The sequence below is a fragment of the Ruegeria sp. O6 genome (assembly GCF_056535045.1).
The window spans coordinates 23,204-50,098 of the sequence record NZ_JBQERM010000016.1; the positions used below are offsets into that span (position 1 = coordinate 23,204).

Below are 26,895 nucleotides of genomic sequence, written 5' to 3' on the forward strand. Positions count from 1 at the left end.
GCCCCGTCTGGCCTGACAAACAAAAGTCTGGAGGAAGTGGAAATGTTTAACGAGAAAATTAAGAAACTGGCGCTGTCGGCAACTGCCATCACAGCTCTGAGTGCGGGAGCCGCCGCTGCACAGGAAGCGTGCACGAACTACACCGTGCAAGATGGTGACACATTGGCAACCATCGCCATCGCCGCCTATGGCACCTCGAACTACCAGCCGATCTTCAACGCGAACAGGAACGCGATCACAAACCCGGGGGCTCTTAATCCTGGGCTGGTGCTGGCCCTGCCCTGTGAAGACGGTAGCTTGCCGAACGGCCAAAGCGCGCAGGAAATCATCGCTGCTGAAGAACAGCGCGCCGCCAGCGTAAAGCGGTCGAATGTCTATGCGCCGCCGATCAAAATGGTGGCTGGTAACGGTTGGGAACCGTTCACAACCGAAACACTGAATGGCGGGGGCATCATGACTCGTCTGGCAACGACCAGCCTTCAGCGGGCAGGAAACAGCCGTGAGTATTCAGTCAGCTTTGTCGACGACTGGAGTTCGCATCTGGATACACTGTTGCCGCTTGGTGCCTTTGATATTTCAATTGCATGGACCGTTCCTGATTGTACCAACCGTACATACGAATGGTCCCCTGAAACCGAAGCTCGCTGCACTCAATTCGTAGCTTCGGTCCCGGTTTATGATATCGTCGGCGGCTTCTTCACACTGCCGGAAAGCGAATACGCAAGCGCGACCAGTTTCAAGGACCTGGAAGGCTCGACCATTTGCCGTATGGCAGGCTGGAGTATGGTTGTTCTGGAAGAACAGGGACTGAACCGCGAGAACACGACTGTGGTTCAGCCCAGCTCGGCCCGTGATTGTCTTGACGCTGTATTGACCGGAACCGCAGATGTTGCGGCATTCGAAGTTGATCTGTTCGCATCGACAATGAAAGACATGGGTTTGACTTCGGCTGACATCGTTGAGAACCCCTATGTGTCCACACTGTCGTCGATGAGCTTCCTTGCGCACCGCACCAACCCGTTCGCGCGCGAATACATCGCTATGATGAACAAGGGTCTGATCGAAATGCGTCAATCCGGTGAATGGTACGCGATCATCTCGGATACGCTGCGTGAGCAAAACGCAAAGTTGAACGCAGCTTCGAACTGATCCCTCGGTTCAGCTGAAACTTTGGGGCCGGTTCTTGAACCGGCCCCCTTTTGCTGAATTATCGGCGCGATTCAATCGGATGCCAAAATTCGGCCATTTATCTGCTTCAGAAATACCTCATACGCGCAGCATCTTGGGAACAAAGTGCAATCATCCCTCAAGTGACACGTCCGAGCGAGCAAGAGTGACATATGATACAGTGTGCCTTGAATATCCAAAGTGGATCTCTGACACGGGCGTCGTGGCCGGGTTTGGAAATTGCTGTTATCTTGCCCTGTTACAATGAAGCCGTTGCCATTGGTGAAACAGTCAAGCAGTTCCGCGCCGCCCTGCCGGAGGCGGTAATTTACGTATTCGACAACAATTCCACGGACGGCTCGGCGAGAGTGGCGCAAGAAGCTGGCGCGCTGGTCTACTCTGAAACATATCAGGGCAAAGGTAACGTTGTCCGCAGGATGTTTGCTGACGTGGATGCGGATGTCTACGTCATGGCAGACGGGGATGCGACCTACGACAGTATGGCAGCACCTGAAATGATCAATCTGCTGGTCTCGCAAAACCTTGATATGGTCAATGGCGCACGGGTGAACGACGACATTCAAGCCTATCGACGGGGTCATAAGTTTGGAAACGCCTTGTTCAGCGGGCTGGTGAAATTCTTCTTTAACAGCAAAATCAACGACCTGCTGTCCGGTTATCGTGTTTTCAGCAGACGCTTTGTCAAAAGCTTTCCGGCGGTTTCCAACGGGTTCGAGATTGAAACTGAACTTACAGTGCACGCGATGCAGATGCGCATGCCGATTGGAGAAGTTGAGACAAAATACGTCTCACGGCTTCCGGATTCGAACTCAAAACTGGCCACCTATTCAGATGGGTGGCGAATTCTCAAGATGATTGGCCTTTTGATCAAAGACGAAAAGCCAATCGCGTTCTTCCTGTCTTTGGCATTGTTGATATTCTTACCTTCGCTGTCCGTATTCGTATCGGTTTTCCGCGAGTTTTTGGAAACTGGCTTGGTTGACCGAATTCCGTCCTTGGTTGTCGCGGTATCCGGTTTTGTCGGAACCATGCTGTCAATCGTGTGCGCGCTGATCCTGGAATCTCTGGCACTTGCCCGGCGTGAGGCGCGTCGCCTGTCTTATCTGCGACACAAAGGTGTTGCAGCGTACGGAACGAAAAGAACACAGACGCCGATTGCCAACCCAGAACCCCGGCGCGTTGGCTAAGACCCAATCTCCAGTATAATTGTGAGCACTCGATATAGTGTTCGTGTTCAACCATGGTTGAACTGCTTGGCTGCCCAGCAAATTCTGAGAACCAAAATGAAATGACCAGCACCCCAAATGCTGGTCATTCTCTGAGTGAGTGATAAGGCCCTGAGGCATCACCAGTGAAATTCTGTGTTATCCAAGGTTTAAAACAGTCAGAGCTGCCGTGCTATTAGGGGAATCCCGTAAGTACAAACAAATTCATTATAAAGCATTGTAAATGAATAATACTTTTCTCGACCCACTTTCCGTGACAGTGTCGACGATACAAAAAAGGGACCGCACAACTGTGCCGGTCCCTTTCCGTGTTTTGAACAGGCAAAGGATCACCTGTTTTGCCGTTAGCGATTAGCCGATGATTGCGTTCAACGTTGTGCTGGGCCGCATAACCGCTGCCGTTTTGGCCGGATCGGTGTGATAGTAACCGCCCAAATCCGCAGCTTGACATTGCGCTGCGGCCAACTCCGACAGGATTTGCCCTTCGTTGACGGCCAGATCCTTGGCCAGCGATGCAAACTCGGCAGCCAGTTCCGTATCTTCGGACTGGGCGGCCAAAGCCTCAGCCCAGTAGCGTGCAAACCAATAGTGGCTGTCGCGATTGTCCGGCTGACCAACTTTGCGGCTGGGTGAGCGGTTGTTGTCCAGAATACCCTGCGTCGCTGCTTCGGCCGCCGCACCCAGAATGCCCGCTTTCTCGTTGCCTTTGCTGTCAGCAAGGAAGTTCAGCGATTCACCCAACGCACAGAACTCACCCATCGAGTCCCAGCGCAGGTGATTTTCTTCGACCAACTGCTGCACATGTTTGGGCGCCGAACCACCGGCTCCAGTTTCGAACAAACCGCCACCGTTCATCAATTTGACGATGGAGAGCATTTTGGCCGAGGTACCCAGTTCCAGGATTGGAAACAGGTCAGTCAAATAATCCCGCAGCACGTTGCCGGTGATGGCAATCGAGTCATTACCTGCTGTGATCGTCTCCAACGACTGACGGGTCGCTTCGCGCGGGGCCATGATCAGGAACTTGTCGGCCACCCCAGCGGCCTCAAGCGCCGGTTTGACATATTTGATAAGCTCTGCGTCATGGGCCCGGTTTGCGTCCAACCAGAAAATCGCCTCGGAACCCGTCAGACGCTGACGGTCCATGGCCAACTGAATCCAGTTCTCGATTGGCGCCTTTTTGACGGTGCAGGCGCGCCAAATATCGCCGGCCTCAACACCGTGGCTGTGCAACGTTTCACCATTGGCCAGAACGATGCGGATTGTACCATCCGCCGGTGCCTCGAAAGTTGTCGGGTGCGAACCGTATTCCTCGGCTTTCTGAGCCATCAGGCCCACGTTCGCCACGGCTCCGGCAGTGGACGGGTTCAACGCGCCATTGGCTTTGAAGAACTTAATGGCCTCATCATAGACGGTCGCGTAGCAGCGATCAGGGATCACACAGTTGGTGTCACCTTTGGCACCCGTCTCATCCCAGCCCTTACCCCCGGCGCGGATCACTGCAGGCATTGAGGCATCAATGATTACATCCGATGGGACATGCAGGTTCGTGATTCCGCGGTCCGAATCCACCATATACATGGACGGGCGGTCCGCCTTGATCGCGTCGATGGCCGTCATGATGTCGGCGTGACCCTGTACGCGCTCCAGCAGCGCCCCCAAACCGGAATTTGGGTTCACACCCAACGCATCCAGTTCCGCGCCGAACTTTTCGAACACGGGGGCCAGCCAGGCTTTGACCGCATATCCAAAGATGATCGGGTCTGAAACCTTCATCATCGTGGCTTTCATATGCAGCGAGAACATGGTCCCGTCTTTTTTGGTGTCCTCAATGGCATCTGAAAGGAACGCAGACAGTGCCTTGACCGACATGAAAGTCGCGTCGGCTATGGTTCCTTCTTCCAGCGACCAGCCGTCTTTCAGAACGGTGACGTCACCATCTTTACCTACAAACTCGATTTTTGCATCGCCTGCTTGTGCTGCGGTGATGGTGGCCGAAATCTCGTTTGCATAGAAATCATTGGCTGGCATGGACGAAACTTTGGTCTTGCTGTCCGACGCCCATTCGCCCATCGAATGCGGGTTGTTCTGAGCATAGTTTTTCACCGCACGCGCCGCACGGCGGTCGCTGTTCCCTTCGCGCAGAACCGGGTTAACAGCAGAACCTTTGATCGCGTCATAACGGGCGCGGATCGCCTTTTCCTCATCCGTTGCAGGTTCTGCAGGGTAGGTCGGAATGTCGTAACCCTGCGATTGCAGCTCTTCGACGGCCGCAACCAACTGTGGAACCGAGGCAGAGATATTTGGCAGCTTGATGACATTGGCATCAGGTGTCTTCACCAGATCGCCCAAATCAGCCAGATCGTCGCTTACACGCTGATCGTCGGTAAGGTTCTCGGGGAATGCTGCCAGAATACGTCCCGCCAGAGAAATATCTTTGGTGCCAACGCGGACGCCAGCAGCAGATGCGAACTTGCGGATGATGGGCAGGAACGAAGCGCTGGCCAGCTCTGGCGCTTCGTCTACAATGGTATACAATATGTCGAAGTTCGATTTATCTGCCATATTCTTTTACCTTTTTTAAGCCTTTCGGGGCGTGCGATCCAAGAGTTGCAACCACAATTGCGTGGCGTGAGAGGGGCTAAACCACGATACAGCCCCTGGGTGACTCTGTTTTGACAGGGCTTCCATTAAATCACGTTTGACTTGGAATCAATCGCATCTGCCCGCGCGTTTTGCCACGGGTCAGATAAAGTGTCGTGTAACTCTTGGGACGGGTAAGCCTGCCCGTGGGCTGGAAGGTCGTGGCTAACGATACCGTTGCCCGGTCTCTGGATCAAAAAACATCACACGATCTGGCTGTATGGCGATGCCGATCCGATCCCCGGTTCTGCTTCGTTGGTCGTCCCGTTCCTCAATGATCAGCTTATCACCATTTGGCGTCCGTAGATATGAATAGGAAACACCGCCCAAGGCTTCGGTCAGGTCCACGGTGCAAGTATCGGCCGAACGGTCAATCTGAATATGTTCGGGCCGCATGCCCAATGTCACCTTGGTCCGACCGGAGGGGATAGTCGCAGAAACGGGCAACGGCTTGCCTAGCGCGGGATGGGAGACATGGCCATCCCCATAGTCACATTCCAGAAAGTTCATTGCAGGCGAACCGATGAAGCCTGCGACAAACCGGTTGTCGGGATCACGGTACAAATCCATCGGAGCCCCAACTTGTTCAATGCGACCATCCCGCAGCACGACGATCTTGTCGGCCATGGTCATGGCTTCGACCTGATCATGGGTCACGTAAATCATTGTCGCGCCGATTTCCTGATGAAGGCGCGCGATCTCAACACGCATTTCCACGCGCAACTCGGCGTCCAGATTGGACAAGGGTTCGTCAAACAGGAAAACGTCGGGGCCGCGAACGATGGCACGGCCAATCGCAACCCGCTGCCGTTGACCACCCGACAGAGCCTTGGGTTTGCGTTTGAGATACTGGTCAAGCTTCAGAATGTTCGAGGCTTCCTGCACTTTTCTGGTGATCTCGGCCTTTGGGACACCGTTCATGCGAAGCCCAAAGCCCATATTTTCCGCCACGGTCATATGCGGATAAAGCGCATAGGTCTGGAACACCATCGCCACACCACGTTTGGCCGGGTCCATGTGGGTTACGTCTCGCACCCCAATGTGAATCTCGCCTTCCGACGTTTCTTCCAAACCCGCGATCATCCGAAGCAATGTGGATTTGCCACATCCCGAAGGGCCAACGAAAACACAGAACTCACCATCTTCGATCTGCAAGTCGATGCCGTGAATGACTTGCGTCTGGCCGTACCGCTTGATTGCCTGATTCAGGGTTACACCTGTCATGTCGCTTGCATCCTGTCATTGCCGAGGTCTGGTCGCGTTTCAGGGAAACGCCATGCCTGCGCCTCGGTGCTGATTTGTTCAGCCACCCGCCGCACACGAGGCACCCATGCCTCGAGTTGTTCAAAATCCATTCGCTGGGTCGAGCCGGTTACTGAGATTGCGCCCAGGACACGGCCGTTTGTTGTAAGAACAGGGCAGGCGACGCAAATAATTCCGGGTTCATGTTCTTCGTCATCAACGGCAAAACCCTTGCTGCGAATTCGATCAAGATCCGTGCGCAGGTCATTGTCGGACGTCAGGGTCTTGTCGGTAAAGCGATGAAAACTCTGCTGCGAAATTGCCCGGTTAAGGTCACTTTCATTCAGAAAGGCAAGCATCGCCTTGCCGACACCCGTGCAGTAGGCAGGGCCCACCTTACCCGCCTGAGAATACATCTCAATCGGTTGCGCTGCGTTGCGTTTGTCTACGTATAGAACCTGACCAGCATCGAGCTGCGCCAAATGCACAGTCTCTCCAGTTTCCTGGCTTAGAATATCGAGGAACGGACGTGCGATAGGGGCCAGTGAGCTTTGGGTCCAGGCTGCATGCGCAAGCCGTACCAAACGCATACCCGGCGCGTAGGTTTGGCGCTCGGGGTCGTAACATAGCATTCCCTGATTGGTTAATGATTGCAAAAACCGATACAATGTTGCTTTCGGAAAATCGCTGCCGTCCAGCAACTCCGAAAATCGCACAGGGCGCTGAAATGCGGCGACCTGATCCAGCACGTCACATGCTTTGCCAATAGTTCCGTCACCTGACACGGGCGTCCGTTCTCCTCCGCTTGCCCATCGCAGTTCGCACGAGGGTCTTGACAAGACTAACCGAGTCGATGTGTAGTTTTCAATATATAAAACATTGTTTCATTATTTGGAACTTTTGTGGAAACAACAGGGAGGAAACCATGTATTCCACTTTCAAGCGCACAACCGCTGCGCTGGCACTTGGCGTTGCTATGGCGGCACCGGTGGCTGCTGACCTAAATGGAGAGCTTCGGATATTCCTGGACACGTCTAACCCGGCCCCGCGCGCAACGATGGAAGCGATGATCGAGCGGTTTGCAGCGCAGCACCCCGGCCTAGAGATCGAAACCACGGTTATCGACCGCGAAGCGTATAAGACCCAGATCCGCAACTTTCTGACGGCTGACACACCTGACGTGGCCACTTGGTACGCCGCCAACCGTATGAAACCATATGTTGAGGCCGGTCTGTTCGAAGACGTCTCGGATCTTTGGGCGGAACCTGAAATTGCTGAAAACCTGGCATCAACCAAAGGCGCGATGACCATCGATGGCAAACAATGGGGCGTCCCCTACACTTACTACCAGTGGGGCGTTTACTATCGTAAAGATATCTTTGACGAATTAGGCCTCAGCGAACCGACTACCTGGGAAGAAGAGCTGGCAAATTGCCAGAAGATCGTCGATTCAGGCCGTGCTTGCTATACCATCGGGACCAAGTTCCTGTGGACCGCTGGCGGTTGGTTTGACTACCTGAACATGCGCACCAACGGGTTCGACTTCCACAATCAACTGGCCAATGGTGAAATCAGCTGGGAAGATGACCGGGTCAAGCAGACCTTTGCAAACTGGAAGCAGTTGATCGACATGGGGGCTTTCATTGACAACCATCAGACCTACAGCTGGCAGGAGGCTTTGCCGTTCATGGTCAATGGAGAAGCCGCTGCGTATCTGATGGGAAATTTTGCAGTCGCGCCTTTGCGTGAAGCAGGGCTGACAGATGATCAGTTGGATTTCTACCAATTCGTGTCAATCAACCCTGATGTCGAATTGGCTGAAGACGCACCGACCGATACGTTCCACATCCCGGCGAACGCCTCGAACAAAGAAGCCGCACGAGAGTTCCTGCGCTTTGTTGTCTCGTCGGATGAACAGACCGAGATCAACAACGGATCGAACCTCGGTCAGTTGCCGGTGAACGCGCAATCCTCAGTAGACGATGACAAATTCCTGCAGCAGGGCTTTTCGATGCTCTCGACCAACAGCCCCGGCGGAGTGGCTCAGTTCTGGGACCGCGACGCACCGGCTGAAATGGCCAAAGTGTCAATGGAAGGTTTCCAGGAATTCATGGTTAAACCAGACAATGCTGACCGTATTCTGGCCAAGCTGGAACGCGCGCGAGAGCGTATCTACGACAACTAATCAGGCTTGGGCCGGGCTCGGGCCCGGCCTACCTCGCCACAGAATGTAAGGTGGTTTCAACCCGCCTTACCCAAACAAACCCAGGACACCCATGACCACTGCCGCTGACGCCCCTGATCAGGAGAACTGGTTCCACAGAAACCAACAACGCATCGCCCCGTGGCTATTCCTTGCTCCGGGCCTGCTGTTCTTCATGGTCTATGTGATCATTCCGGTCTTCCAGTCCTTCAACCTGTCACTGTACGAGTGGGATGGGTTGGGTGCCGCCGAATATGTCGGCATGCGTAACTATGAAGATTTGTATTGGGAATGGGTTGACCGGGACGCATTCTATATCTCGCTCAAGAACAACCTGATCTGGCTGATCCTGTATCTTCTGGCCATTCCGGCGGGCCTTTTCATCGCTTTGTTTCTGAACCAGACGGTCTGGGGTATCCGCCTTTACAAATCGCTGTTTTTCTTTCCATTTGTCATCTCTCAGGTTGTTGTTGGCCTTGTATTCACGTGGTTTTATGACCCGACATTTGGTCTTCTGAATGAGTTTCTCGGCTTTCTCGGAATGGGTCCATTGAACGTGCTGGGCGACGAGCGTTTGGTTACCTACGGCATCATCGTCGCGGGCCTTTGGCCGCAAACCGCCTATTGCATGATCCTCTACCTCACCGGTCTGAATGCCGTCGACCCCGAACAGATCGAAGCCGGACGCCTGGACGGTGCCAAAGGCTTGAGAATGCTGTGGCACATCATTCTGCCACAGTTGCGCCCGGCGACTTTCATTGCATTCGTCGTGACAATCATCGGAGCGCTGCGCAGTTTCGACCTGATCTCAATCATGACACAGGGCGGGCCGTTCGGATCCTCCCGCGTGCTGGCCTATTACATGTTCGAAGTCGCCCTATCTGAATATGGCTTCCGCATGGGGTATGGCGCGGCAATCGCTGTGGTGCTTTTCCTGATTATGCTCTGCTTCATCGCCTATTTCCTCTGGTCGATGTATCGCGAAGAAAGGGGGCACTGAGATGTTTCCCAAACCCATCGAAAAACAACCTCGCGCCGCGCAGATCACCTATCAGGCGATGCTGCCACTTGCATTGTTGCTGTGGCTGGGGCCCCTGCTGGCGGTGGCTCTGTTTTCGGTCAAACCAGCGGCGGATTTCACCAACGCCAACTATTGGGGCTTGCCATCCAGTTTTGAAGGTGCAGTCAATTACGGGCTGGTGTTCTTCAACTCGGACATGCCGCGATATTTGCTGAACTCTTTCATGATCACCATTCCTACGGTAATCGGTGCCGTTGCTCTCAGTTCCATGACCGGCTTTGCACTAGGCATCTACAAATTCAAATCGAACCTATGGATTTTCTTTATGTTCGTAGCCGGCAATTTCGTGCCATTCCAGATCCTGATGGTGCCTGTGCGCGACCTGACACTGGATTTAGGCCTCTACAACACAAAAACCGGCCTCGTCTTGTTCCACATCGCCTTCCAGACCGGCTTTTGCACATTGTTCATGCGCAACTTTATCCGGGCCCTGCCCTTTGAATTAATCGAGGCCGCGCGAGTCGAGGGTATCAGCGAATGGCGCATCTTCTGGTACGTGGTGCTGCCGTTGATGAAACCCGCAATAGCCGCACTCAGCGTGCTGATCTTTACCTTCATCTGGAACGATTACTTTTGGGCGGTCGTCCTGACACAGGGCGCGGAAAGCCAACCTGTCACGGCAGGCATCACCAGTTTCAACGCCCAGTTCCGCGCCGCCTACCAATTAATGAGCGCGGGCTCGATCGTAGCAGCGCTGCCGCCGGTTGCCATGTTCTTCCTGATGCAAAAGCACTTTATCGCGGGCCTGACCCTCGGAGCTGTAAAATGACAAAGATAACTTTTATCGGAGCAGGTTCCACGATCTTTATGCAGAACATCGTGGGGGATGTTCTGTTAACGCCTGCTCTGGCGGACAGTCATTTTGCGCTGATGGATATCGACCCCGTACGCTTGACGGAAAGCGAATCTGTAGCCCGCGCCATGGTCCGTTCGGTCCGGTCAAACGCGACAGTATCCACACATGCGGATCGACGCGCGGCACTTGATGGTGCCGATTTCGTTATCACTGCCTTTCAGATTGGCGGGTACCAGCCTTGTACCGTCACTGATTTTGAGATCCCCAAACAATACGGGCTGCGCCAGACCATCGCCGATACGCTGGGCGTGGGTGGCATCATGCGGGGGCTGCGCACTGTGCCGGTCTTGTGGGACGTAGCGCATGACATGATGCAGCTATGCCCTGATGCGACACTACTACAATACGTCAATCCGATGGCCATCAACACCTGGGCACTGGCCGAGAGATACCCGTCATTGAAGCAGGTCGGCCTGTGCCACTCGGTTCAGAACACGGTGGCGGAACTGGCACATGATTTGGACCTGTCAAAAGACGACATTCGCTACAAGGTCGCGGGCGTCAATCACGTCGCCTTCTTCCTGCGGCTTGAGCATCAGGGCCATGATTTATACCCCGCCCTTCGGCAAGGTTATGTCAGCGGCAGGATCCCCAAGGCACCGCTGCTGATGCCGCGCTGCCCCAACAAGGTGCGCTACGAAGTGATGGATCACCTTGGCTTTTTCTGCACCGAAAGTTCTGAGCATTTGGCAGAATACGTGCCATGGTTCATCAAAGACGGGCGGGCGGACCTGATCGAGAAATTCTCAATCCCACTCGATGAATACCCGACCCGCTGTGTGGAACAGATGAGCAACTGGAAAGAGCAGGCCAAAACCGTGACTGACGGGCGCGACATAGCCGTCACTCGCAGCCATGAGTTTGCGGCAGACATAATGAACGCAATCATCTCTGACACCGCCTACGTGGCCTATGGCAATCTGCCAAACACCGGCCAGATACCTCAGCTGCCTATGGGGGCTGCTGTCGAAACACCGTGTCTGGTTGATGCAAATGGCATTCAGCCTTCTGTCATCACAGACGTCCCAGCGCAGCTGATCGCCCTTATGCGTACCCAGATCAACGTTCAGGAACTCACAGTCAGGGCATTGGTCGACCAGAACCCCGAGCATATCTATCATGCAGCCATGATGGACCCGCACACCGCCGCCGAACTGGACCTGCGCCAAATTCGAAATCTGGTGAACGACCTTCTGTCTGCCCATGCCGACTGGCTGCCAGATTGGTGCCGCCCATCTCGCGCCGCTTGAATTTCACCTTTTTACAAATACTCAAATCCACCCAGACCTAAAAAAAGCATCACAGAACAATGTCAAAACGCCGCTCACAGCATTGGTACGGGAAACTCGACAAGGATGGGTTCATCCATCGATCCTGGATGAAAAATCAGGGTTTTCCTAATCACGCCTTCGATGGGCGGCCAATCATCGGAATCTGCAACACATGGTCGGAGCTGACCCCTTGCAATTCCGGCCTGCGTGATCTGGCCGAAGGGGTAAAGCGCGGTGTGTGGGAGGCCGGGGGCTTTCCCGTCGAATTCCCGGTCATGTCGCTGGGCGAGACCCAGATGAAACCCACAGCCATGCTGTTTCGCAATCTGCTGGCCATGGATGTCGAAGAGTCGATCCGCGCATATGGCATTGACGGTGTGGTTCTGCTGGGCGGGTGCGACAAGACCACGCCGGGCCAATTGATGGGCGCGGCCTCGGTCGATCTGCCGTCGATCGTTGTCAGCTCCGGCCCTATGCTGAATGGAAAATATCGCGGTCAGGATATTGGCTCAGGAACCGATGTGTGGAAGTTCTCCGAGGCCGTGCGTGCTGGAGAGATGACCCTTCAGGATTTTATGAACGCGGAATCCGGGATGTCCCGCAGTGCCGGGGTTTGCATGACCATGGGGACAGCCAGCACCATGGCGTCTCTGGTCGAAGCGATGGGCATGAGCCTGCCCACCAATGCCGCCCTGCCCGCCGTTGACGCCCGCCGCATGGCCCTAGCCCATTTGACCGGCAAGCGGATTGTCGAAATGGTCGACGAAGACCTGAAACCATCGGACATTTTGACCAGGGAAGCCTTCGAGAATGCAATCCTCGCCAATGCAGCCGTTGGGGGATCGACCAATGCCGTTGTGCATCTACTGGCACTCGCAGGTCGCGTGGGCGTTGACCTGACGCTCAAGGACTTTGAAATCGGATCAGAGATTCCCCTTCTGGTGAACTGCATGCCCTCGGGCACATACCTGATGGAAGATTTCTGTTACGCTGGCGGTGTTCCGGCTGTGTTGAGCGAACTCAAACCTTTCCTGCGCCCGGCCAGAACGGTTCTCAACAAGGACATCTCGGCCCATTTCGAAGGTGCCGAATGTTTCAACCGCGACGTCATCCGCCCCTTCAACGATCCGGTGAAGCCCGCTGCTGGCCTTCGTGTTTTGCGCGGCAATCTTGCGCCCAACGGAGCCATCGTCAAACCTTCTGCCGCAACAGATGCCCTTCTTGAAACCGAGGGTGAGGCGTTCGTTTTCGAAAACATCGAAGACCTGAAAGCCAATATCGACCGGGATGATCTGCCGGTCACACCCAAAAGCATTCTGGTGCTCAAGGGATGTGGACCCAAGGGTTATCCCGGGATGCCCGAGGTAGGAAACATGCCGATTCCGGCCAGATTGGTGAAGGAAGGCGTTCGCGACATGATCCGTATCTCGGATGCCCGCATGTCCGGCACCGCCTATGGCACCGTCATCCTGCATGTCAGCCCTGAGGCACAGGCGGGTGGCACGCTGGCGCTGGTGAAAACCGGCGACCGCATCCGCGTATCTGCCAGCGCCGGCAAGCTTGAACTGTTGGTGGACGAAAAAGAATTGGACGCGCGCCGAGCTCAATGGAAACCAGACAAGCCGCATTATTCCCGCGGGTATGCCAAACTTTACGTCGATCATGTGCTGCAGGCCGATCAAGGTGCCGATCTGGATTTCCTTGTCGGCAAAGACACCCGCCTTGTGACCAGAGAGAGCCACTGATGACCCAACCAGCAACATTTCATGACTTGAACGGGTCATCCGTCTATATCACCGGCGGAGGCTCGGGCGTGGGCGCAGCATTGACGGATGGGTTTCTGGCTCAGGGGGCCAATGTGGCTTTTATCGGCAGATCGGACGCCAGCGGTTTTGTCGAAGAGATGCGCGACAAACACGGCCGCGCACCTCTGTTCATGCAGGGTGACATGACCGACACCCAGCTTCTTCACACGACAATGGCCAAAGCCGCCAAAGCCCACGGCCCCCTGAACGTTTTGGTTAACAACGCGGCCAATGACCAACGCCATACACTTGAGGAAACCACGACCGAGTTCTGGGACTGGATGATCGAGGTAAACCTGAAAGCCTATTATTTCGCCTGTCAGGAAGCGGCCCGGCAAATGAAAGAAGGCGGCGTTATCATCAACTTCAGCTCGATCAGCTACATGATGGGCAATGCAGGCTATCCGATCTATACGACGTCAAATGCGGGCATTACAGGGATGAGTCGGTCTTTGGCCCGCGAACTGGGACCAAAAAACATACGTGTGAATGCGCTGGCTCCCGGTTGGGTCTTGACGCAAAAACAACTGGATATGTGGGCGACGCCCGAAGATTTGGCCGCGCATTTGGATCGACAATGCCTGAAAGAACATTTGACGCCCGAAGACATGGTTGCACCGACATTGTTCCTGGCATCCAACGCCAGCCGGGCGATGACCGGTCAGTGTATGGCGGTTGATGGCGGCGTCGTGGTTTCAGGGTGACACAATGAATACTGAATGGATCGCCGCCGATTGGGGCACATCTCACCTGCGGGTCTGGGCCATGCAGGGGGCCACGGTGCTGGACTGCGCGCAGTCCGACAAAGGTATGGCACGTATCGAAGCCGACAGTTTCCAGCCCGCTCTGTTGGACCTTGTTGAAAACTGGCTGAAGGATGGCCCCATCGATGTGATCGCCTGCGGTATGGTCGGTGCACGCCAAGGCTGGGTCGAAGCACCTTATTCTACCGTTCCGTCGCAGCCCTTGCCGCAAGTACCGGTCCGTGTTCCCAGCACAGACCCGCGCATCCGGGCCTTCGTCATACCCGGATTAAAGCAATTGACCCCACCGGATGTGATGCGGGGCGAAGAAACACAAATCGCGGGATTTTTGGGAACTCGCCAGAACTGGGATGGTGTCCTCTGCCTTCCAGGAACCCATACGAAATGGGTTCAGGTCAGCGCAGGTGAAATCGTGAGCTTTCGGACGCTCATGACTGGAGAGCTTTTTGATTTGTTAAGTGCGCAATCTGTTCTGCGGCATTCTATAGGTGAAGGATGGGATGAAGATGCCTTTGCAGATGCTGTGGCGGATACATTGTCCAAACCCGAACAGTTGGCTGCGCGCCTGTTCGGCTTGCGGGCTGCAGACCTGCTGCACGATCAGGACAAAGACATCGCGCGCGCACGGCTGTCCGGACTGCTTATCGGTGCTGAATTGGCCGCCACTCGTCCATATTGGCTGGGCCAACAACTGGCTATCATCGGCGCAGATGCCGTATCGCGGGTCTATGCGGCAGCGCTGAGACAACAGGGCGCTTTTGTTGAGACTGCAAACGCCACCGAAACAACCCTGGCCGGGTTGGCGCTGGCGCGCAACATGACAAGGCAAATCGCATGAGCCGCCCCATCATCGCCATTCTGCGTGGTCTGCAACCACAGGAAGCCGAGGCGGTTGGCAGAGTTATCATCGATGCAGGGATCGACCGGATCGAAGTTCCACTCAATTCGCCTGATCCGCTCGACAGCATTTCCATTCTGGCCGAAGCTTTCGAAGATCGCGCCCTGATTGGCGCTGGTACTGTACTAACGGTTGATCAGGTGGACGCAGTTCGGAATGCCGGCGGCAAGCTGATCGTGTCACCCAATTATGATACTGATGTGATCAAACGGTCTGTGGCGTTGGGGATGCAAAGCTGGCCGGGCGTTTACACGCCGACCGAAGCGTTTGCCGCTCTCAAAGCAGGGGCCACAGGATTAAAGCTGTTTCCTGGCGTCATGGCAGGCCCCGCAGGGTTGGCTGCACTCCGACCCGTATTACCCAAGGAAACACGCGTCTTTGCCGTCGGCGGTGCCGGGCCCGAAAATTTCGACCAATGGATCAAAGCCGGTGCCGATGGATTCGGGATTGGATCAGCGCTGTACAAACCCGGCATGGACACAGTCGAAGTCGCAGAACGCGCGGGGCAAATCGTGGCAGCCTTTGACAAGGCGGCAGGATGAGTACGGTCTTTGACGACCGCCCATGCGCGTTGGGCGAAGGTCCGCTATGGCACCCCGCTCGGCAACAGCTTTTCTGGTTCGACATTCTCAACAAACGCATGATGACGCGCGAAGGCGAACATCAGATAAGCTGGGATTTCGATGAACATGTGTCTGCCGCAGGCTGGGTGGATCGTGACACATTGCTTTTGGCGTCAGAAACGGGTCTTTGGCAGTTTGACTTGAAGTCCGGGCATCGAGCGCTGGTCACGCCGCTTGAGGCAGACAACCTAATCACCCGCTCGAATGACGGTCGCGCTGATCCTTGGGGCGGTTTCTGGATCGGCACGATGGGCAAACAGGCTGAATCCGGGGCCGGATCAATCTATCGGTTCTGGAAAGGTACACTCAGATGTCTCGTGCCGGGTGTGACGATTTCTAATGCAATCTGTTTTGCACCGGATCGATCCGTGGCCTATTTCTGTGACACGACGGTCAGGCAGGTCAGGCGCTGGAGCTTGAATGCAGAAAGCGGATGGCCCGAAGGGAAAAGCACGGTATTTCTGGACCTTCGCAAAGAAGGCCTGAACCCGGACGGTGCGGTGGTTGATGCCGACGGCAACATCTGGATCGCGCAATGGGGGATTGGACGTGTCGCGGCCTACACGCCCGAAGGTCAATTCCTGAAGGCCATTTCCTTCGACGCGTCACATACGTCCTGCCCGGCCTTTGGTGGCGACGGCTTGGGCACGCTGTTCTGCACCTCGGCACGGCAGGGGTTGAGCAACGCGGATATTGAATCCCAACCCACCAACGGCATGACCTTTGCAATGCCAAACGCGGGGCGAGGGCAGGCAGAACACAGGATCATATTATGAAGCCGGAACTTGGTGTGTGTTACTACCCTGAACACTGGCCCGAGGCGATGTGGGCGGAAGATGCCGCGCGCATGGTGGACACCGGCATCTCGTGGGTACGCATAGGAGAGTTCGCCTGGAGCCGGCTGGAGCCCCACCCCGGAACCCTGCAATTCGAATGGCTGGACCATGCGGTTGAAACACTTGGCGAGGCGGGATTGAAAGTCGTGCTTGGCACACCAACAGCAACGCCACCGCGTTGGATGCTGGACAAACATCCGGACATGCTGGCCGTGGATGCACATGGAAACGTGCGCAAATTCGGGTCACGGCGACATTATTGCTTTAGCCACCAGGGTTATGTCGATGAATGTGTCCGTATCGCAAGGGTCCTGGGGAAGCGCTATGGTCACAACCCGTATGTGGCGGCATGGCAGATCGATAATGAGTATGGGTGTCACGACACAACCGTCAGCTATAGCACCCCGGCTCTGAACGCATTCAGGCGCTGGCTGGCTGTTCAATACAGTTCCATAGAACAGCTGAACAAGGCCTGGGGAAACGTGTTCTGGTCGATGGAGTACCGTAGCTTCGATGAGGTTGATTTACCCAATCAAACTGTAACCGAGCCTAACCCCGCTCATGTACTGGCGTTCCGTCGGTTCAGTTCAGATCAGGTTGTGGCATTCAACAAAGCTCAGGTCGATGTATTGCGACCTTTGACCGATGCGCCGCTGTTGCACAACTACATGGGCCGTATTCTGGATTTCGACCATTTCGAGGTTGGCGCAGATATGGATATTGCGACTTGGGACAGTTATCCGATCGGATTTCTATCGGACCGATTGGAAGATGACGAAGCCCACAAGACCGCCTTTCTTCAGCAAGGCGATCCGGACATGCAGGCGTTTCACCATGATCTTTACCGGGCAGTAGGCCGTGGCCGATGGTGGGTGATGGAACAACAACCCGGTCCGGTGAATTGGGCGCCCTATAACCCGGCACCCCTGCCCGGAATGGTACGGTTGTGGTCGCTTGAGGCTGTCGCCCACGGTGCTGAGGTTGTGAGCTACTTTCGATGGCGCCAAGCCCCCTTTGCACAGGAACAGATGCACGCGGGTTTGCTAACACCGGACAATCGCCCTGCCCCTGCCTTGCACGAGGCCCGTCAGACAGCGGATGAGCTATCCACATTGGGCGAGGTGCATCAGGCGCAATCCAAAGTTGCCATATTGTTTGATTACCCCTCGGACTGGGCCTGGACATCGCTACCGCAAGGAGCAGGCTTTGATTATTTCCGGTTGGTCTTCTCATCTTATCGTGCATTGCGCCGTGCGGGGTTGTCGATTGATTTCGTTTCGTCCAATGACCTGTCCGCGCATTATGCACTGATCCTTGCCCCCGGACTGGCAACGATTGACCCGGATTTGGAGCGTAGGTTAACGGACAACTCGGATCTGGCAATCCTCGGCCCGCGCAGCGGCGCAATTACTCGTGATTTCCAGATCCCCGTCGTCGGTCGACCTGGCCTGAAAGGGTTGGATTGCAACGTGGATTTGGTCGAAACACTGCCCCCCGCAAACAACCGGACTGTCCGAGGTGGCGGCGCGGTACAACATTGGATTGATCGCCTTTCAGGATCAGCCGAAGAAATTCTGAGTTTTGACGACGGAGCGCCTGCGCTTATGGCAGGGGACGGGCTCTGGTATCTTGCAGGCTTCCCAAACGAAATATTATGGGATCGCGTCATCGGCCTGGCTGCGGAAGAAACGGGATTAAGCCTGAAGCCAATGCCGCCAGGACTGCGACTGCGTGAGACAGCCGATCACGTGTTCCTGATCAACTATAACGCTGAACCGGTGGTCTGGAACGGGTCGACCATCGGCGGTTGTGATGTAAAAATCCTGAAGCGCAATCTGCCCGGACAGATTTGAATCCTGTCCGGGCAGTTGCGTTGGTTGCCGCTTAGCACAGCATTAGTCGCTTTTCAGGCTGTTGGGGTCAAACACCCCTCCGAAACCACTGTTGTTGGATGGCTCACTCTCGGATTCAGAAGTACCTTCGTTGCTTTCATTCTCGCTACCATCCAGCGAGTTCGGAGCGAAGACATTACCAAAACCGCTGTTATTTGACGGCTTTGGCGCGGTTTGGGCATCACCCTGCCCGGCTTTTTCCGCCTCCTGCTGTTTGCGGCGTTCCTCACGCTGCTTGCGAAGTTCCTGAATGCGTTGTTCCGCTTCCAGCTGTTTTTGCTCGCGAACATCGGCAATGCATTGCGCCGGATTGTAGGTCGCCGCTGTGCCTATAACGGTGATCGTTACAACCGCAAATGCGACCAGCAACACGGCGGCCATATTACCGGCAAAGAAACTCGGCAGCTTGATCTTGCCAGCCAGTTCCTCGACCGTTGCGTTTTTACGCGCCGCGGCTACCAGTTCCTGGCGTTTCAGCTTGGCTTCGTTCAGCAGAGCGAAGAAAACCGTCAGCGCAACGATGATGAATGCCAGCGCCGAGATCGCAGGCGTGATGCCGTAGCGAACCTTCTGAGCCAGCTCAATCGTCAGCGTCGGGTATTCGCCAAAAGTGAAAGTGGTGGTGTTGTAGTTCTCGAAAGAAGCGAGGAATGCCAAAACCGCCGCCGAGGCAATCGCCGGGCGCATGAACGGCAGCAGGATTTTGCGGAAAGCCTGAGCGTGGCTGGCCCCAAGGTCCAGTGCCGCCTCAGTCAGGGCGACATCATAACGCTGCAACCGCGCCACCAGCACCAGCATACAGTAACTGGCAATAAAGGTGGACTGGCCGATCACCGTCAGGAAGATGCCGTTTGACAGGAAACTGTCGGCCCCCAGCCCCAGCATCCGGTTGATCCGGTCCCAGAAGACCAGCGTCGAGATACCAAGAACCACACCGGGGATCAGGATCGGTGCGATAATGACCGTATAGTAGGTCGCGCGAAGCTTCGGCCAGATCTGGGTCAGCATCAGCGCGCCTGCCAAACCCATCGCCACGGACAGGATGACCGTGCCGATTCCGATGATCAGCGAGTTCTTGATACCGTTCAGGATACGCTGATCCTGAAACAGTTCGCCAAACCATTGGAATGTCAGACATTCCCATGGGCTCATTCGGGGGAACCCGGGCGAGTTGAACGCGGTGACGGACATGATCACCAGCGGGCCCAGCAAATACAGGAAGAAGATCGCCAGATAGACCCAGATGCTTATGCGGAGGAAGGAATTGTTCATTTCCCTATATCCCCCATGTTCACTTTGAACAGGCGCATCATGGCCAGCACGAACAGAATACAAGTGACCAACAGAACGATTGCGTAGGCGGCGCCCTGTGGCCAGTCGTTGTTGTCATTGAATTGCTGATAGATCAGTTGGGTGAACCACAAACTGGACGGCCCGCCCAGAATTTGCGGCGCAGCCAACGCACCGGCGGACAACATGAAGACCATGGTACAGCCCGAGCTGATCCCCGGCTTGGCATAAGGAATGACCACACGCCAATGAATCCGCCACCAGGGCGCACCAAGGTCGCGTGCTGCTTCGATCTGGTTTTTGTCCAGACTTTCAATCACGTTATACATCGGGAAAATCATCAGCAGAATGTACGCGTATCCCAGACCCGCATAGAGCGCGATGTCATTGCGAATGAAGTCGAACGGCGTATCCCAGATGCCCAACCCCGTGAACAACGTGTTCAACACACCTGTTTCCCCAAAGATGATGCGTAGCGCAAAGGCGCGCAGGATTTCGTTGATCCAGTAAGGGATGATCAGCATGATCGCAAAGATACGAATATGGCTACCTTCGGCCTGACCCAGGTAATAGGCAATCGGATAGCAGATGATCAGGTTGAAAACCGTCACAAAAACCGCAGCCACAAGAGTTCGGAAAAACACCCTCAGATCAACGGTGTTGTAGTCCTGACTGCCGCCTTCGGGGCCATAAATCAGATATTTGTAGTTCTCCAGCGTATATACGTCTTTGGGTCCGCCGATCTCTGGCGGCGGCAGGTTCGGACGGAACGAGAAGTCCAACATCGACAGCTGCGGAAGGATGATCAGGCCGATGGTCCAGAACAGAACCAGACCCAGGATCGCCACTCCCATGCCGGTGCCGTTGCGATTGAAGAAGTCTTTCAGAAACTGGGGCATGAGTTTTTCCCCTTATTCTGCAGCCAGTTCACCCGCAGGAACGATGACGGCATTATGCGTCTTGTATTCCAACGTGATGTTCTGTCCGGTGTGGTCCTCGAAGGATTGTCCATGGTTCGGGATCGACACCTTGATCTCTTTTCCACCTTCACCTTCGGTAAAGATGTTGAAGACGTTGCCTTCGAATTCTTCGTGGTTGACCCGCGCGGTAACAAAATGGTCACCCGAAGCCCCCTCGGGCGCAATGGCGAAGGCTTCGGGACGAATGAACATCATCGCACTATCGCCTTCTTTCATCTTGCCTTGGTTGGCGGTCGATATCCGTGCAACCAGGTCGCCCGAGCGGTTGGTCGAGATCAGCGCCTCGTTGCCCATGACCTGTTTGATCTTGCCACGGAAAACGTTGTTTTCGCCGACAAATGAGGCCGCGAAAGCCGTGTTGGGATCGTTGTAGATGGTTTTACCGTCGGCAATCTGGTCAATCACACCTGCACGCATGACGGCGATATTGTCTGACATGGTCAGTGCCTCGCCCTGGTCGTGTGTGATGTAGATAAAGGTAATGCCCACCCGCTGCTGTATCTCACGCAGTTCCGTTCGCATGTGCTGGCGCAGTTTGAGGTCAAGTGCCGACAAAGGTTCATCAAGAAGCAGAACATCCGGCTCGGCGCAAAGGGCGCGAGCGATGGCCACTCGCTGACGCTGACCCCCAGACAATTCGCTGGGAAGTTTGTCGCCTTGCCCCGGCAGCGCGATCATGTCCAAAAGCTCATCAGCGCGCTTGCGCCGTTCGGCGCTGCTGGCACCTTTGATTTCCATCGAGAACGTGATGTTCTCCCAGACCTTCATCAAGGGAAACAACGCCAGGTTCTGAAAGATCAGAGCAGTGGGGCGTTTGTTAGGTCCGATGCCCCGCATGTTCTTGCCGCCGATCAGGACATTGCCTTCGCTAGGCTCGAGAAAGCCGGAAACAGCCCTTAAGATCGTTGTTTTTCCGCAACCCGAGGGCCCGAGGAACGAAAAGAAATCGCCCCCGTTTATATTGACGTTTGCATCGCGCACGGCGACGAAGTCACCGAAGCGGATCCACAGGTTTTCCAGATCGACTCCGACCCCTGCACTCATTTTTGGTATCTCCCTGAGGTGCGTGCTGTCACCACACCACATAGCTTTCCGTTACGCCGGAGCGGCGCACAGATTGTTGCCCCCCGCAGAACGCGAGGGGCATGGTTTCAGATCGCTTATGCGCTCTTGAACTTGTTGACGAACTCGGTCCGCGTTTCAGCATACCACGGTGCTTCGGCCGGCCACGGGTTGAGGTTGGCCAGCGAGTCGCCCGGATAGGCCTCGGCAAAGTTCTTCTTGTAAGTGTCGCCAGAATACTGGTCAGCCCCCAGAACAGGAGAGTTGTACCCGTGGCTGTCGATGGCAACACCGGCAGGTTTGGCCTGATAGGCGAAGTCGATGAAGGCATAGATCTGGTCGATATTCGCCGCGCCGGATGGAATCGACATCCCGTCAACCCATGCCATCGCCCCTTCGATAGGCGCCTGATAGTGCACCGGTTCACCAGCCGATTTCAGTGCCAGTGGTGGGCCGTCCCAGGTTTGACCGACAACAACACCTTCGTTCAGAAGGCCGTTCTTCTGCGTGTCGGCGTCGTTCCAGATCAGCTTGATGCGATCCTTACGTGCAATGCACCAGTCGGTGATCTGACCCCAGACCTTGCGCATGGTTTCTTCATCGCCATATGCGGCCCAGACCGAACCCGGTTCCATCTCGCCGGAACGCTCCATGTAGAGACCAGCGCCAAGCATCATCGAATGCGCGCGGCCCATGGTCTTGCCTGCGTTTTCTTCCGACCAGACGTCGCCATAGGATGGTGCGTCCCCAGCTGGCAGCCACAAGTCGGTGCGGTATGCAATACCTTCGGTGCCCCAGATATGCGGCAACCAGTGGACCCCGGCGCCGCCAAAGTTCCAAGCATCCGTACCGATTTTGGCCATGGCAGGGTTCACCAAGTCGACCGGAACCTTGTTCATGTCAAAGGGCTGCAACAGCTCCAGAGGCTCCCACTGCAACGAGCGGTTGTTGGTCGGCGAGACGATGTCAAAGCCCTGACCTTTGGTTGCCTTCATCTTGTTGATGATTTCTTCGTTTGAGCCGATCCCGGTGTAGTTCACCTTGATGCCGGTAAGGGTCTCAAACTCTTCGATAAAGCTGGGCGGCAGGTAATCCGACCACATCAGGATGTTGATTTCACCGGACGACGCCAGTGCGCTCTTGCTGTAAAGAGGCGCGGCAAGTGCAGCGGCACCTGCTCCTTTCAAAACAGTGCGTCTGGAAAGTGATGATTTGGTAACCATAGTGTTCTCCCGTTGTTGGACTCGATTTTTTTGTTTTCTATTCATAGGACTTTCTGCGCCCATCCGTCAGTCCAAAAGTGACAGTTTGCGAAAATCTTATGTCCAGTTTCGCGATTTGACACGTCTAAGCTGAATTATGAGGCGCCGCATTCTCCTGCCAAACGGTAATGTCCTTTGGATTGACCGGATCTGAACCAAGCAAAATTTGACGTGCAAGGCCAACAGGCAAAGGCTTTGAAACGTCACTGAAGTTGAACGCGTAGTAGGTCGAGCCGCGTTGGGTTATGCGCAAATCGGGATCGCAAGGCGTTGCATTTATCCCAGCCCAGTTCAGTACCTCACCGACAATCGCTTGCAAAAGCTCATTACGCGGAACCATTGCCAGATAGGTCGTGCGGTCAGAACGGATGACCGCCGGGCTGGCATCGCAATAAGCGCTCTTGAAGCGGGCCAAAACGTGCTCTTTGGTTTCGACGATTTCACGCCAGCCCGTGAATTCGAGTTGCTGACCATCGGGAAGAATCACAGCCTCCTGCGCAAGTGAAGGGAGTGATTCGACGCGCGTGACACGGATACCTGTTAACTTTGCCAGTTCGCCCGGAGCCAGATTGGAAGGAGTGTTCATCCCGGATGTCTTGCTGCCCGAACGGGCACCTATCAGTATCTTGGCTCCCGAAGCGTCAAGCTTGTCTGCAAGGTCAGCCGTCACGATCATGCTTTGCGGTAATACGATGAGGGCATAGCCGCTCAGTTCATCTTCAGGGCCAACAAAATCAAGATCGACCCCAAAACCACGAATAGCAGTGTGCCACTCGCGAAAAATCTGGACATTGGGGAAATCCCTGTCATGCGGCAGGATATCCGCCGCCCAGATCGAGGTATAATCCAGCAGCATTGCAACCCGCGCTTTTGCCCGCCTCTCGGGTGGCAAAATGGCGCGATCCTTTACGATCTCAGCCAATTCAATAGCAGCCTGATCCAGGCTGCCATCTGACCGCAATATCGCTGTATGGTATTGTTCTTGAGCAGATTTTGCCTGTCGCCAGCGAAAGAACATCACGGCTTGCGCGCCGTGTGCATAGGCCGCCCAAGTCCAAAGCCGAACCATCCCCTCTGCCGGAGACGGATTCTTATCGGCCCAATCTACCGGACCCGGCTGCTGTTCCAACACCCACATCCGACCGCGCCCCTGACTGCGATATAAATCACAATGAAAACCCTGATAATCCGGTGCGCCGGTGCGCAAATAACGGCGCTTTTCTTCATCCGAAAGGGTAGAGCCCAAAAGGTTCCCCAGTGGGTAGCTGTCGAACCCGATAATATCCAGATCAGCAGCCACGGCGTGGTGATCGAATTCGAAACTGCTTGCCATGAAGTTATGGGTGATATCCCGCCCCGGCGCATATTTGCGCAGAACATCCACCTGCGTTTTGTTGAACAGACGAACCCGTTCTGAAGAATAGCGCGCAAAATCCAGCGCGTGGGCTGGGTTGGGCGTGGCGACCAGCCCGTTGGGCAGTTCGACCTGACCAAACCGTGAGTAAAGCGACCCCCAGAAAACGGTTCCCCACGCGTCGTTCAATACGTCGATTGCACCATATCGTTCCTCCAACCAGTTCTGAAAACCAGTCCGCGCGGCATCGGAATAGCTGAGAACTGTATCGTGGTCGTTATACTCATTGTCGATCTGCCACGCTTGTACATACGAATTCTGACCATATCTGCGAGCGTATTCGGTTGCGATCCTTTGCGCCTCGGCCAGATAAACCTCACTGGAAAAACAATAATGCCTGCGTGAACCGAACCCTCTGACCCGACCATCCGGCCCAACGGGCAGGATTTCGGGATACTCATCGATCAACCATTTGGGGGGGGCGGCCGTTGGGGTGGACATCATGACCCGTAGTCCAACCTGCCCCAATATCTCGATCACCTCATCCAGCCAGTCCCAGTGAAACTGACCGCGCACGGGTTCGATCAGGCCCCAGGTGAATTCAGCAATCCGCACCCAATCCAGCCCCATGTCCGCCATTCGGGCGGCATCGTCTCGCCATTGCGAAGGGTTCCACTGTTCGGGGTAGTAACAAACCCCAAGTTCTAGCGCGCTCATCGTGTGTCCTTTGCTGTGCGTCGTTCGATCCACTTCAGGAAACTGGCGCAGCCGAGTGTGAGGACAACATACAGGATTGCCGCCGTGTTGAAGGGAGCAAAGGGCAGAAAGCTGGCCGCCTGAAATTCTCGCATCCTCTGGGTCATGTCGCGGACGGACAGGATTGACAGCAATGACGTGTCCTTGATCATCGCGATAAACTCATTGCCAAGCGGTGGAGTTACAATCCGCAGGGCTTGCGGCAGAACGATAAGCCGCGCCGTATGCCATCGCGACAAACCCAGAGAGCTGCCCGCTTCCAATTGGCCTTTTGGTATCGCCTCGATCCCGGACCGGAAAATTTCGGCCATATAGGCGGAATAACCAACCGAGATCGCGATGATCCCCCGTGTCATATTGGTCATATCGATACCGCCGCCGGTAACATCCTTGACTGCGCCCGCCAGCGGCAAACCGATATAAAGAATGATCACCAGCATCGGAATGCCACGTATCGTATCCACGAAAAACTCAGCCCCGACCGCAAGCGGATGCAGCTTATGCTGAGCCCCGCCGATGGTCAGTGTCAGCAACAAAAACCCGAGCACGGCAAATGCCAGGGCTGGATTGCGGTACTTGTCGGGTAGAAATCTTGTTTGCCACAGGACCGGATAACCTTGCGAATGCGCCTCCTCCGGGACAAAAGCGCCCGAGACACTGTCGACCGTTTCGATTTGTTCAAGCGCGGCAGTGGCATCGGTTGCGCTGCGAATGCGATATTGCTGACCGCCGGCCCCCTCGAACTCGCCAAACCGGATAATGTCAGCCTGCGCCTGCGGCGTGCCGCGCACAACCGCGATACGCCCCTCGGTGCTGCCCACCAGAACAAAGCTGACCTGCGGCTGCATGAAGAAAAAGGCCGAGGCTGCCAGCAATGCCAAACTGATCGAACCATAGACGACCGTAGTACGCGCCTTTGGTTTAAACGATTGCAACCCGACCCAGACCAAACCAAGAATGGCCGCGAAGATATAGGCAAAGATGGCCGCGCGGAATGTAATGGCCACCCCGGTCGCGAACTGCCAATGAGCCATGAACATGAGATAAAACAGAACCGCGCCTGTGAGACTCTCCAACCCCAACAAGACGCGCCCGCGCCAGGGCGGCTGCAAACGTGCCGACAGTAGGCAAAGCGCGACTACAGCTGCGTAAACCGCCAGGATAACCTGTAATCCCGTCTGAACCCTGGCGATCACGTCCGGAAACAGTACCCAGGTCTGATTGGACCGATCGATGAGGGGCGAGGTGTTTTCGCTGAGCGCATGAAAGAAGACAGACTCGGCAAATGGCATCAGAAGCTGCGGAGAAACAAAGCTGATGACCAAAAGCGCCGCAGCCGCCGGTAACGCGGCAAGCGCGCTGAACCTCAACCAGCCGGGGGAGTTTGGTGAAAACCGCGCGTAGCGGGCGCAAAGATATCCAAGGATCGCAACGGTCGCAATCAGCAGAAATCCTACAAAAATGGGCCCCGCGTCGATGCCGATCCCCAGAATTGCAACCAACGACCGCAAGTATTTTGAGGATGTAGCGAACAGGTAGATAATAAAGGGCGCTGCAGCGAGCAACACCATGTTACTCGGGCGGATCGTGCTGAGGCGCGACATGGAAATTCTCCGCTAAAACAAGGCCCGGCGGTGCTGACCGCCGGACCAAAAAAGGGCGC

At 55.4% G+C, this 26,895-nt stretch carries 21 protein-coding genes; 12 read left to right on the plus strand and 9 right to left on the minus strand.

What is annotated here, in order from left to right:
* Positions 1–42: 42 nt before the first annotated feature.
* Together ACR0DY_RS17040 and ACR0DY_RS17045 are read left to right on the plus strand one after the other, a co-directional pair.
* On the plus strand, positions 43–1,149 hold the full coding sequence (locus ACR0DY_RS17040; RefSeq protein WP_267366224.1) for a transporter substrate-binding domain-containing protein: 1,107 nt from the start codon (positions 43–45) through the stop codon (positions 1,147–1,149).
* Between the two features lie 191 nt (positions 1,150–1,340).
* Positions 1,341–2,375, plus strand: coding sequence for a glycosyltransferase family 2 protein (locus ACR0DY_RS17045; RefSeq protein ID WP_480487404.1), 1,035 nt, complete (start codon positions 1,341–1,343; stop codon positions 2,373–2,375).
* A gap of 390 nt (positions 2,376–2,765) precedes the next feature.
* Here ACR0DY_RS17045 and ACR0DY_RS17050 read toward each other — a convergent pair whose 3' ends face one another.
* The 3 genes from ACR0DY_RS17050 to ACR0DY_RS17060 all read right to left on the minus strand — a co-directional run bounded on the left by ACR0DY_RS17050 (position 2,766) and on the right by ACR0DY_RS17060 (position 7,084).
* Positions 2,766–4,979, minus strand: coding sequence for an NADP-dependent isocitrate dehydrogenase (locus tag ACR0DY_RS17050; RefSeq protein WP_480546989.1), 2,214 nt, complete (start codon positions 4,977–4,979; stop codon positions 2,766–2,768).
* Between the two features lie 243 nt (positions 4,980–5,222).
* Positions 5,223–6,281: an ABC transporter ATP-binding protein gene (locus ACR0DY_RS17055; protein ID WP_480546987.1), complete on the minus strand. Its 1,059-nt coding sequence runs from the start codon at positions 6,279–6,281 to the stop codon at positions 5,223–5,225.
* A complete protein-coding gene (locus tag ACR0DY_RS17060) occupies positions 6,278–7,084 on the minus strand; it encodes an IclR family transcriptional regulator (RefSeq protein WP_480519836.1) in 807 nt (268 codons plus the stop codon). Before ACR0DY_RS17060 ends, ACR0DY_RS17055 begins: the two co-directional genes overlap by 4 nt.
* A 140-nt stretch (positions 7,085–7,224) precedes the next feature.
* Between ACR0DY_RS17060 and ACR0DY_RS17065 the strand changes: the two genes are divergently transcribed.
* The 10 genes from ACR0DY_RS17065 to ACR0DY_RS17110 all read left to right on the plus strand — a co-directional run bounded on the left by ACR0DY_RS17065 (position 7,225) and on the right by ACR0DY_RS17110 (position 18,489).
* Complete coding sequence (locus ACR0DY_RS17065; RefSeq protein ID WP_480519834.1) at positions 7,225–8,484, plus strand: ABC transporter substrate-binding protein; 1,260 nt, start codon at positions 7,225–7,227, stop codon at positions 8,482–8,484.
* A 91-nt stretch (positions 8,485–8,575) separates the two neighbouring features.
* Positions 8,576–9,502: a carbohydrate ABC transporter permease gene (locus ACR0DY_RS17070; RefSeq protein WP_480546985.1), complete on the plus strand. Its 927-nt coding sequence runs from the start codon at positions 8,576–8,578 to the stop codon at positions 9,500–9,502.
* Between the two features lies 1 nt (position 9,503).
* Entirely contained in the window at positions 9,504–10,352 is an 849-nt protein-coding gene (locus ACR0DY_RS17075; RefSeq protein ID WP_480483663.1) for a carbohydrate ABC transporter permease, read from the plus strand.
* Positions 10,349–11,689, plus strand: coding sequence for an alpha-galactosidase (gene melA, locus ACR0DY_RS17080; RefSeq protein ID WP_480483662.1), 1,341 nt, complete (start codon positions 10,349–10,351; stop codon positions 11,687–11,689). Before ACR0DY_RS17075 ends, melA begins: the two co-directional genes overlap by 4 nt.
* 59 nt (positions 11,690–11,748) lie before the next feature.
* On the plus strand, positions 11,749–13,455 hold the full coding sequence (locus ACR0DY_RS17085) for an IlvD/Edd family dehydratase (RefSeq protein WP_480483661.1): 1,707 nt from the start codon (positions 11,749–11,751) through the stop codon (positions 13,453–13,455).
* Positions 13,455–14,219, plus strand: a complete 765-nt coding sequence (locus tag ACR0DY_RS17090; RefSeq protein WP_480483660.1) for an SDR family NAD(P)-dependent oxidoreductase — start codon at positions 13,455–13,457, stop codon at positions 14,217–14,219. The genes ACR0DY_RS17085 and ACR0DY_RS17090 overlap by 1 nt, the downstream gene beginning before the upstream one ends.
* A gap of 4 nt (positions 14,220–14,223) precedes the next feature.
* Entirely contained in the window at positions 14,224–15,117 is an 894-nt protein-coding gene (locus ACR0DY_RS17095; RefSeq protein ID WP_480483659.1) for a 2-dehydro-3-deoxygalactonokinase, read from the plus strand.
* Positions 15,114–15,719, plus strand: coding sequence for a 2-dehydro-3-deoxy-6-phosphogalactonate aldolase (locus ACR0DY_RS17100; RefSeq protein WP_480487396.1), 606 nt, complete (start codon positions 15,114–15,116; stop codon positions 15,717–15,719). Before ACR0DY_RS17095 ends, ACR0DY_RS17100 begins: the two co-directional genes overlap by 4 nt.
* Complete coding sequence (locus ACR0DY_RS17105) at positions 15,716–16,576, plus strand: SMP-30/gluconolactonase/LRE family protein (RefSeq protein WP_480483657.1); 861 nt, start codon at positions 15,716–15,718, stop codon at positions 16,574–16,576. The genes ACR0DY_RS17100 and ACR0DY_RS17105 overlap by 4 nt, the downstream gene beginning before the upstream one ends.
* Positions 16,573–18,489 carry a beta-galactosidase gene (locus ACR0DY_RS17110; protein WP_480483656.1) on the plus strand — a complete coding sequence of 639 codons (1,917 nt, stop codon included), beginning with the start codon at positions 16,573–16,575 and terminating at the stop codon, positions 18,487–18,489. The genes ACR0DY_RS17105 and ACR0DY_RS17110 overlap by 4 nt, the downstream gene beginning before the upstream one ends.
* A gap of 42 nt (positions 18,490–18,531) precedes the next feature.
* Here ACR0DY_RS17110 and ACR0DY_RS17115 read toward each other — a convergent pair whose 3' ends face one another.
* From ACR0DY_RS17115 to ACR0DY_RS17140, 6 genes are all read right to left on the minus strand, one after another.
* Positions 18,532–19,800: an ABC transporter permease gene (locus tag ACR0DY_RS17115; RefSeq protein WP_480898790.1), complete on the minus strand. Its 1,269-nt coding sequence runs from the start codon at positions 19,798–19,800 to the stop codon at positions 18,532–18,534.
* Entirely contained in the window at positions 19,797–20,717 is a 921-nt protein-coding gene (locus ACR0DY_RS17120; RefSeq protein ID WP_209597330.1) for an ABC transporter permease, read from the minus strand. The genes ACR0DY_RS17115 and ACR0DY_RS17120 overlap by 4 nt, the downstream gene beginning before the upstream one ends.
* A 12-nt stretch (positions 20,718–20,729) precedes the next feature.
* A complete protein-coding gene (locus tag ACR0DY_RS17125; protein ID WP_480487392.1) occupies positions 20,730–21,842 on the minus strand; it encodes an ABC transporter ATP-binding protein in 1,113 nt (370 codons plus the stop codon).
* Between the two features lie 116 nt (positions 21,843–21,958).
* On the minus strand, positions 21,959–23,083 hold the full coding sequence (locus ACR0DY_RS17130; protein WP_209507630.1) for an extracellular solute-binding protein: 1,125 nt from the start codon (positions 23,081–23,083) through the stop codon (positions 21,959–21,961).
* Between the two features lie 124 nt (positions 23,084–23,207).
* Positions 23,208–25,193 carry a beta-galactosidase gene (locus tag ACR0DY_RS17135; protein WP_480483653.1) on the minus strand — a complete coding sequence of 662 codons (1,986 nt, stop codon included), beginning with the start codon at positions 25,191–25,193 and terminating at the stop codon, positions 23,208–23,210.
* Complete coding sequence (locus tag ACR0DY_RS17140; protein WP_480483652.1) at positions 25,190–26,836, minus strand: amino acid ABC transporter permease; 1,647 nt, start codon at positions 26,834–26,836, stop codon at positions 25,190–25,192. The genes ACR0DY_RS17135 and ACR0DY_RS17140 overlap by 4 nt, the downstream gene beginning before the upstream one ends.
* Positions 26,837–26,895 lie beyond the last annotated feature (59 nt).

Coding starts and splice junctions, on each gene's coding strand:
- ACR0DY_RS17110 (WP_480483656.1), top strand. CDS start 16,573: ATGAAGCCGGAACTTGGTGTGTGTTACTACCCTGAACACTGGCCCGAG.
- melA (WP_480483662.1), top strand. CDS start 10,349: ATGACAAAGATAACTTTTATCGGAGCAGGTTCCACGATCTTTATGCAG.
- ACR0DY_RS17115 (WP_480898790.1), bottom strand. CDS start 19,800: ATGAACAATTCCTTCCTCCGCATAAGCATCTGGGTCTATCTGGCGATC.
- ACR0DY_RS17095 (WP_480483659.1), top strand. CDS start 14,224: ATGAATACTGAATGGATCGCCGCCGATTGGGGCACATCTCACCTGCGG.
- ACR0DY_RS17045 (WP_480487404.1), top strand. CDS start 1,341: ATGATACAGTGTGCCTTGAATATCCAAAGTGGATCTCTGACACGGGCG.
- ACR0DY_RS17120 (WP_209597330.1), bottom strand. CDS start 20,717: ATGCCCCAGTTTCTGAAAGACTTCTTCAATCGCAACGGCACCGGCATG.
- ACR0DY_RS17075 (WP_480483663.1), top strand. CDS start 9,504: ATGTTTCCCAAACCCATCGAAAAACAACCTCGCGCCGCGCAGATCACC.
- ACR0DY_RS17135 (WP_480483653.1), bottom strand. CDS start 25,193: ATGAGCGCGCTAGAACTTGGGGTTTGTTACTACCCCGAACAGTGGAAC.
- ACR0DY_RS17085 (WP_480483661.1), top strand. CDS start 11,749: ATGTCAAAACGCCGCTCACAGCATTGGTACGGGAAACTCGACAAGGAT.
- ACR0DY_RS17125 (WP_480487392.1), bottom strand. CDS start 21,842: ATGAGTGCAGGGGTCGGAGTCGATCTGGAAAACCTGTGGATCCGCTTC.
- ACR0DY_RS17065 (WP_480519834.1), top strand. CDS start 7,225: ATGTATTCCACTTTCAAGCGCACAACCGCTGCGCTGGCACTTGGCGTT.
- ACR0DY_RS17090 (WP_480483660.1), top strand. CDS start 13,455: ATGACCCAACCAGCAACATTTCATGACTTGAACGGGTCATCCGTCTAT.
- ACR0DY_RS17100 (WP_480487396.1), top strand. CDS start 15,114: ATGAGCCGCCCCATCATCGCCATTCTGCGTGGTCTGCAACCACAGGAA.
- ACR0DY_RS17040 (WP_267366224.1), top strand. CDS start 43: ATGTTTAACGAGAAAATTAAGAAACTGGCGCTGTCGGCAACTGCCATC.
- ACR0DY_RS17130 (WP_209507630.1), bottom strand. CDS start 23,083: ATGGTTACCAAATCATCACTTTCCAGACGCACTGTTTTGAAAGGAGCA.
- ACR0DY_RS17140 (WP_480483652.1), bottom strand. CDS start 26,836: ATGTCGCGCCTCAGCACGATCCGCCCGAGTAACATGGTGTTGCTCGCT.
- ACR0DY_RS17105 (WP_480483657.1), top strand. CDS start 15,716: ATGAGTACGGTCTTTGACGACCGCCCATGCGCGTTGGGCGAAGGTCCG.
- ACR0DY_RS17050 (WP_480546989.1), bottom strand. CDS start 4,979: ATGGCAGATAAATCGAACTTCGACATATTGTATACCATTGTAGACGAA.
- ACR0DY_RS17055 (WP_480546987.1), bottom strand. CDS start 6,281: ATGACAGGTGTAACCCTGAATCAGGCAATCAAGCGGTACGGCCAGACG.
- ACR0DY_RS17070 (WP_480546985.1), top strand. CDS start 8,576: ATGACCACTGCCGCTGACGCCCCTGATCAGGAGAACTGGTTCCACAGA.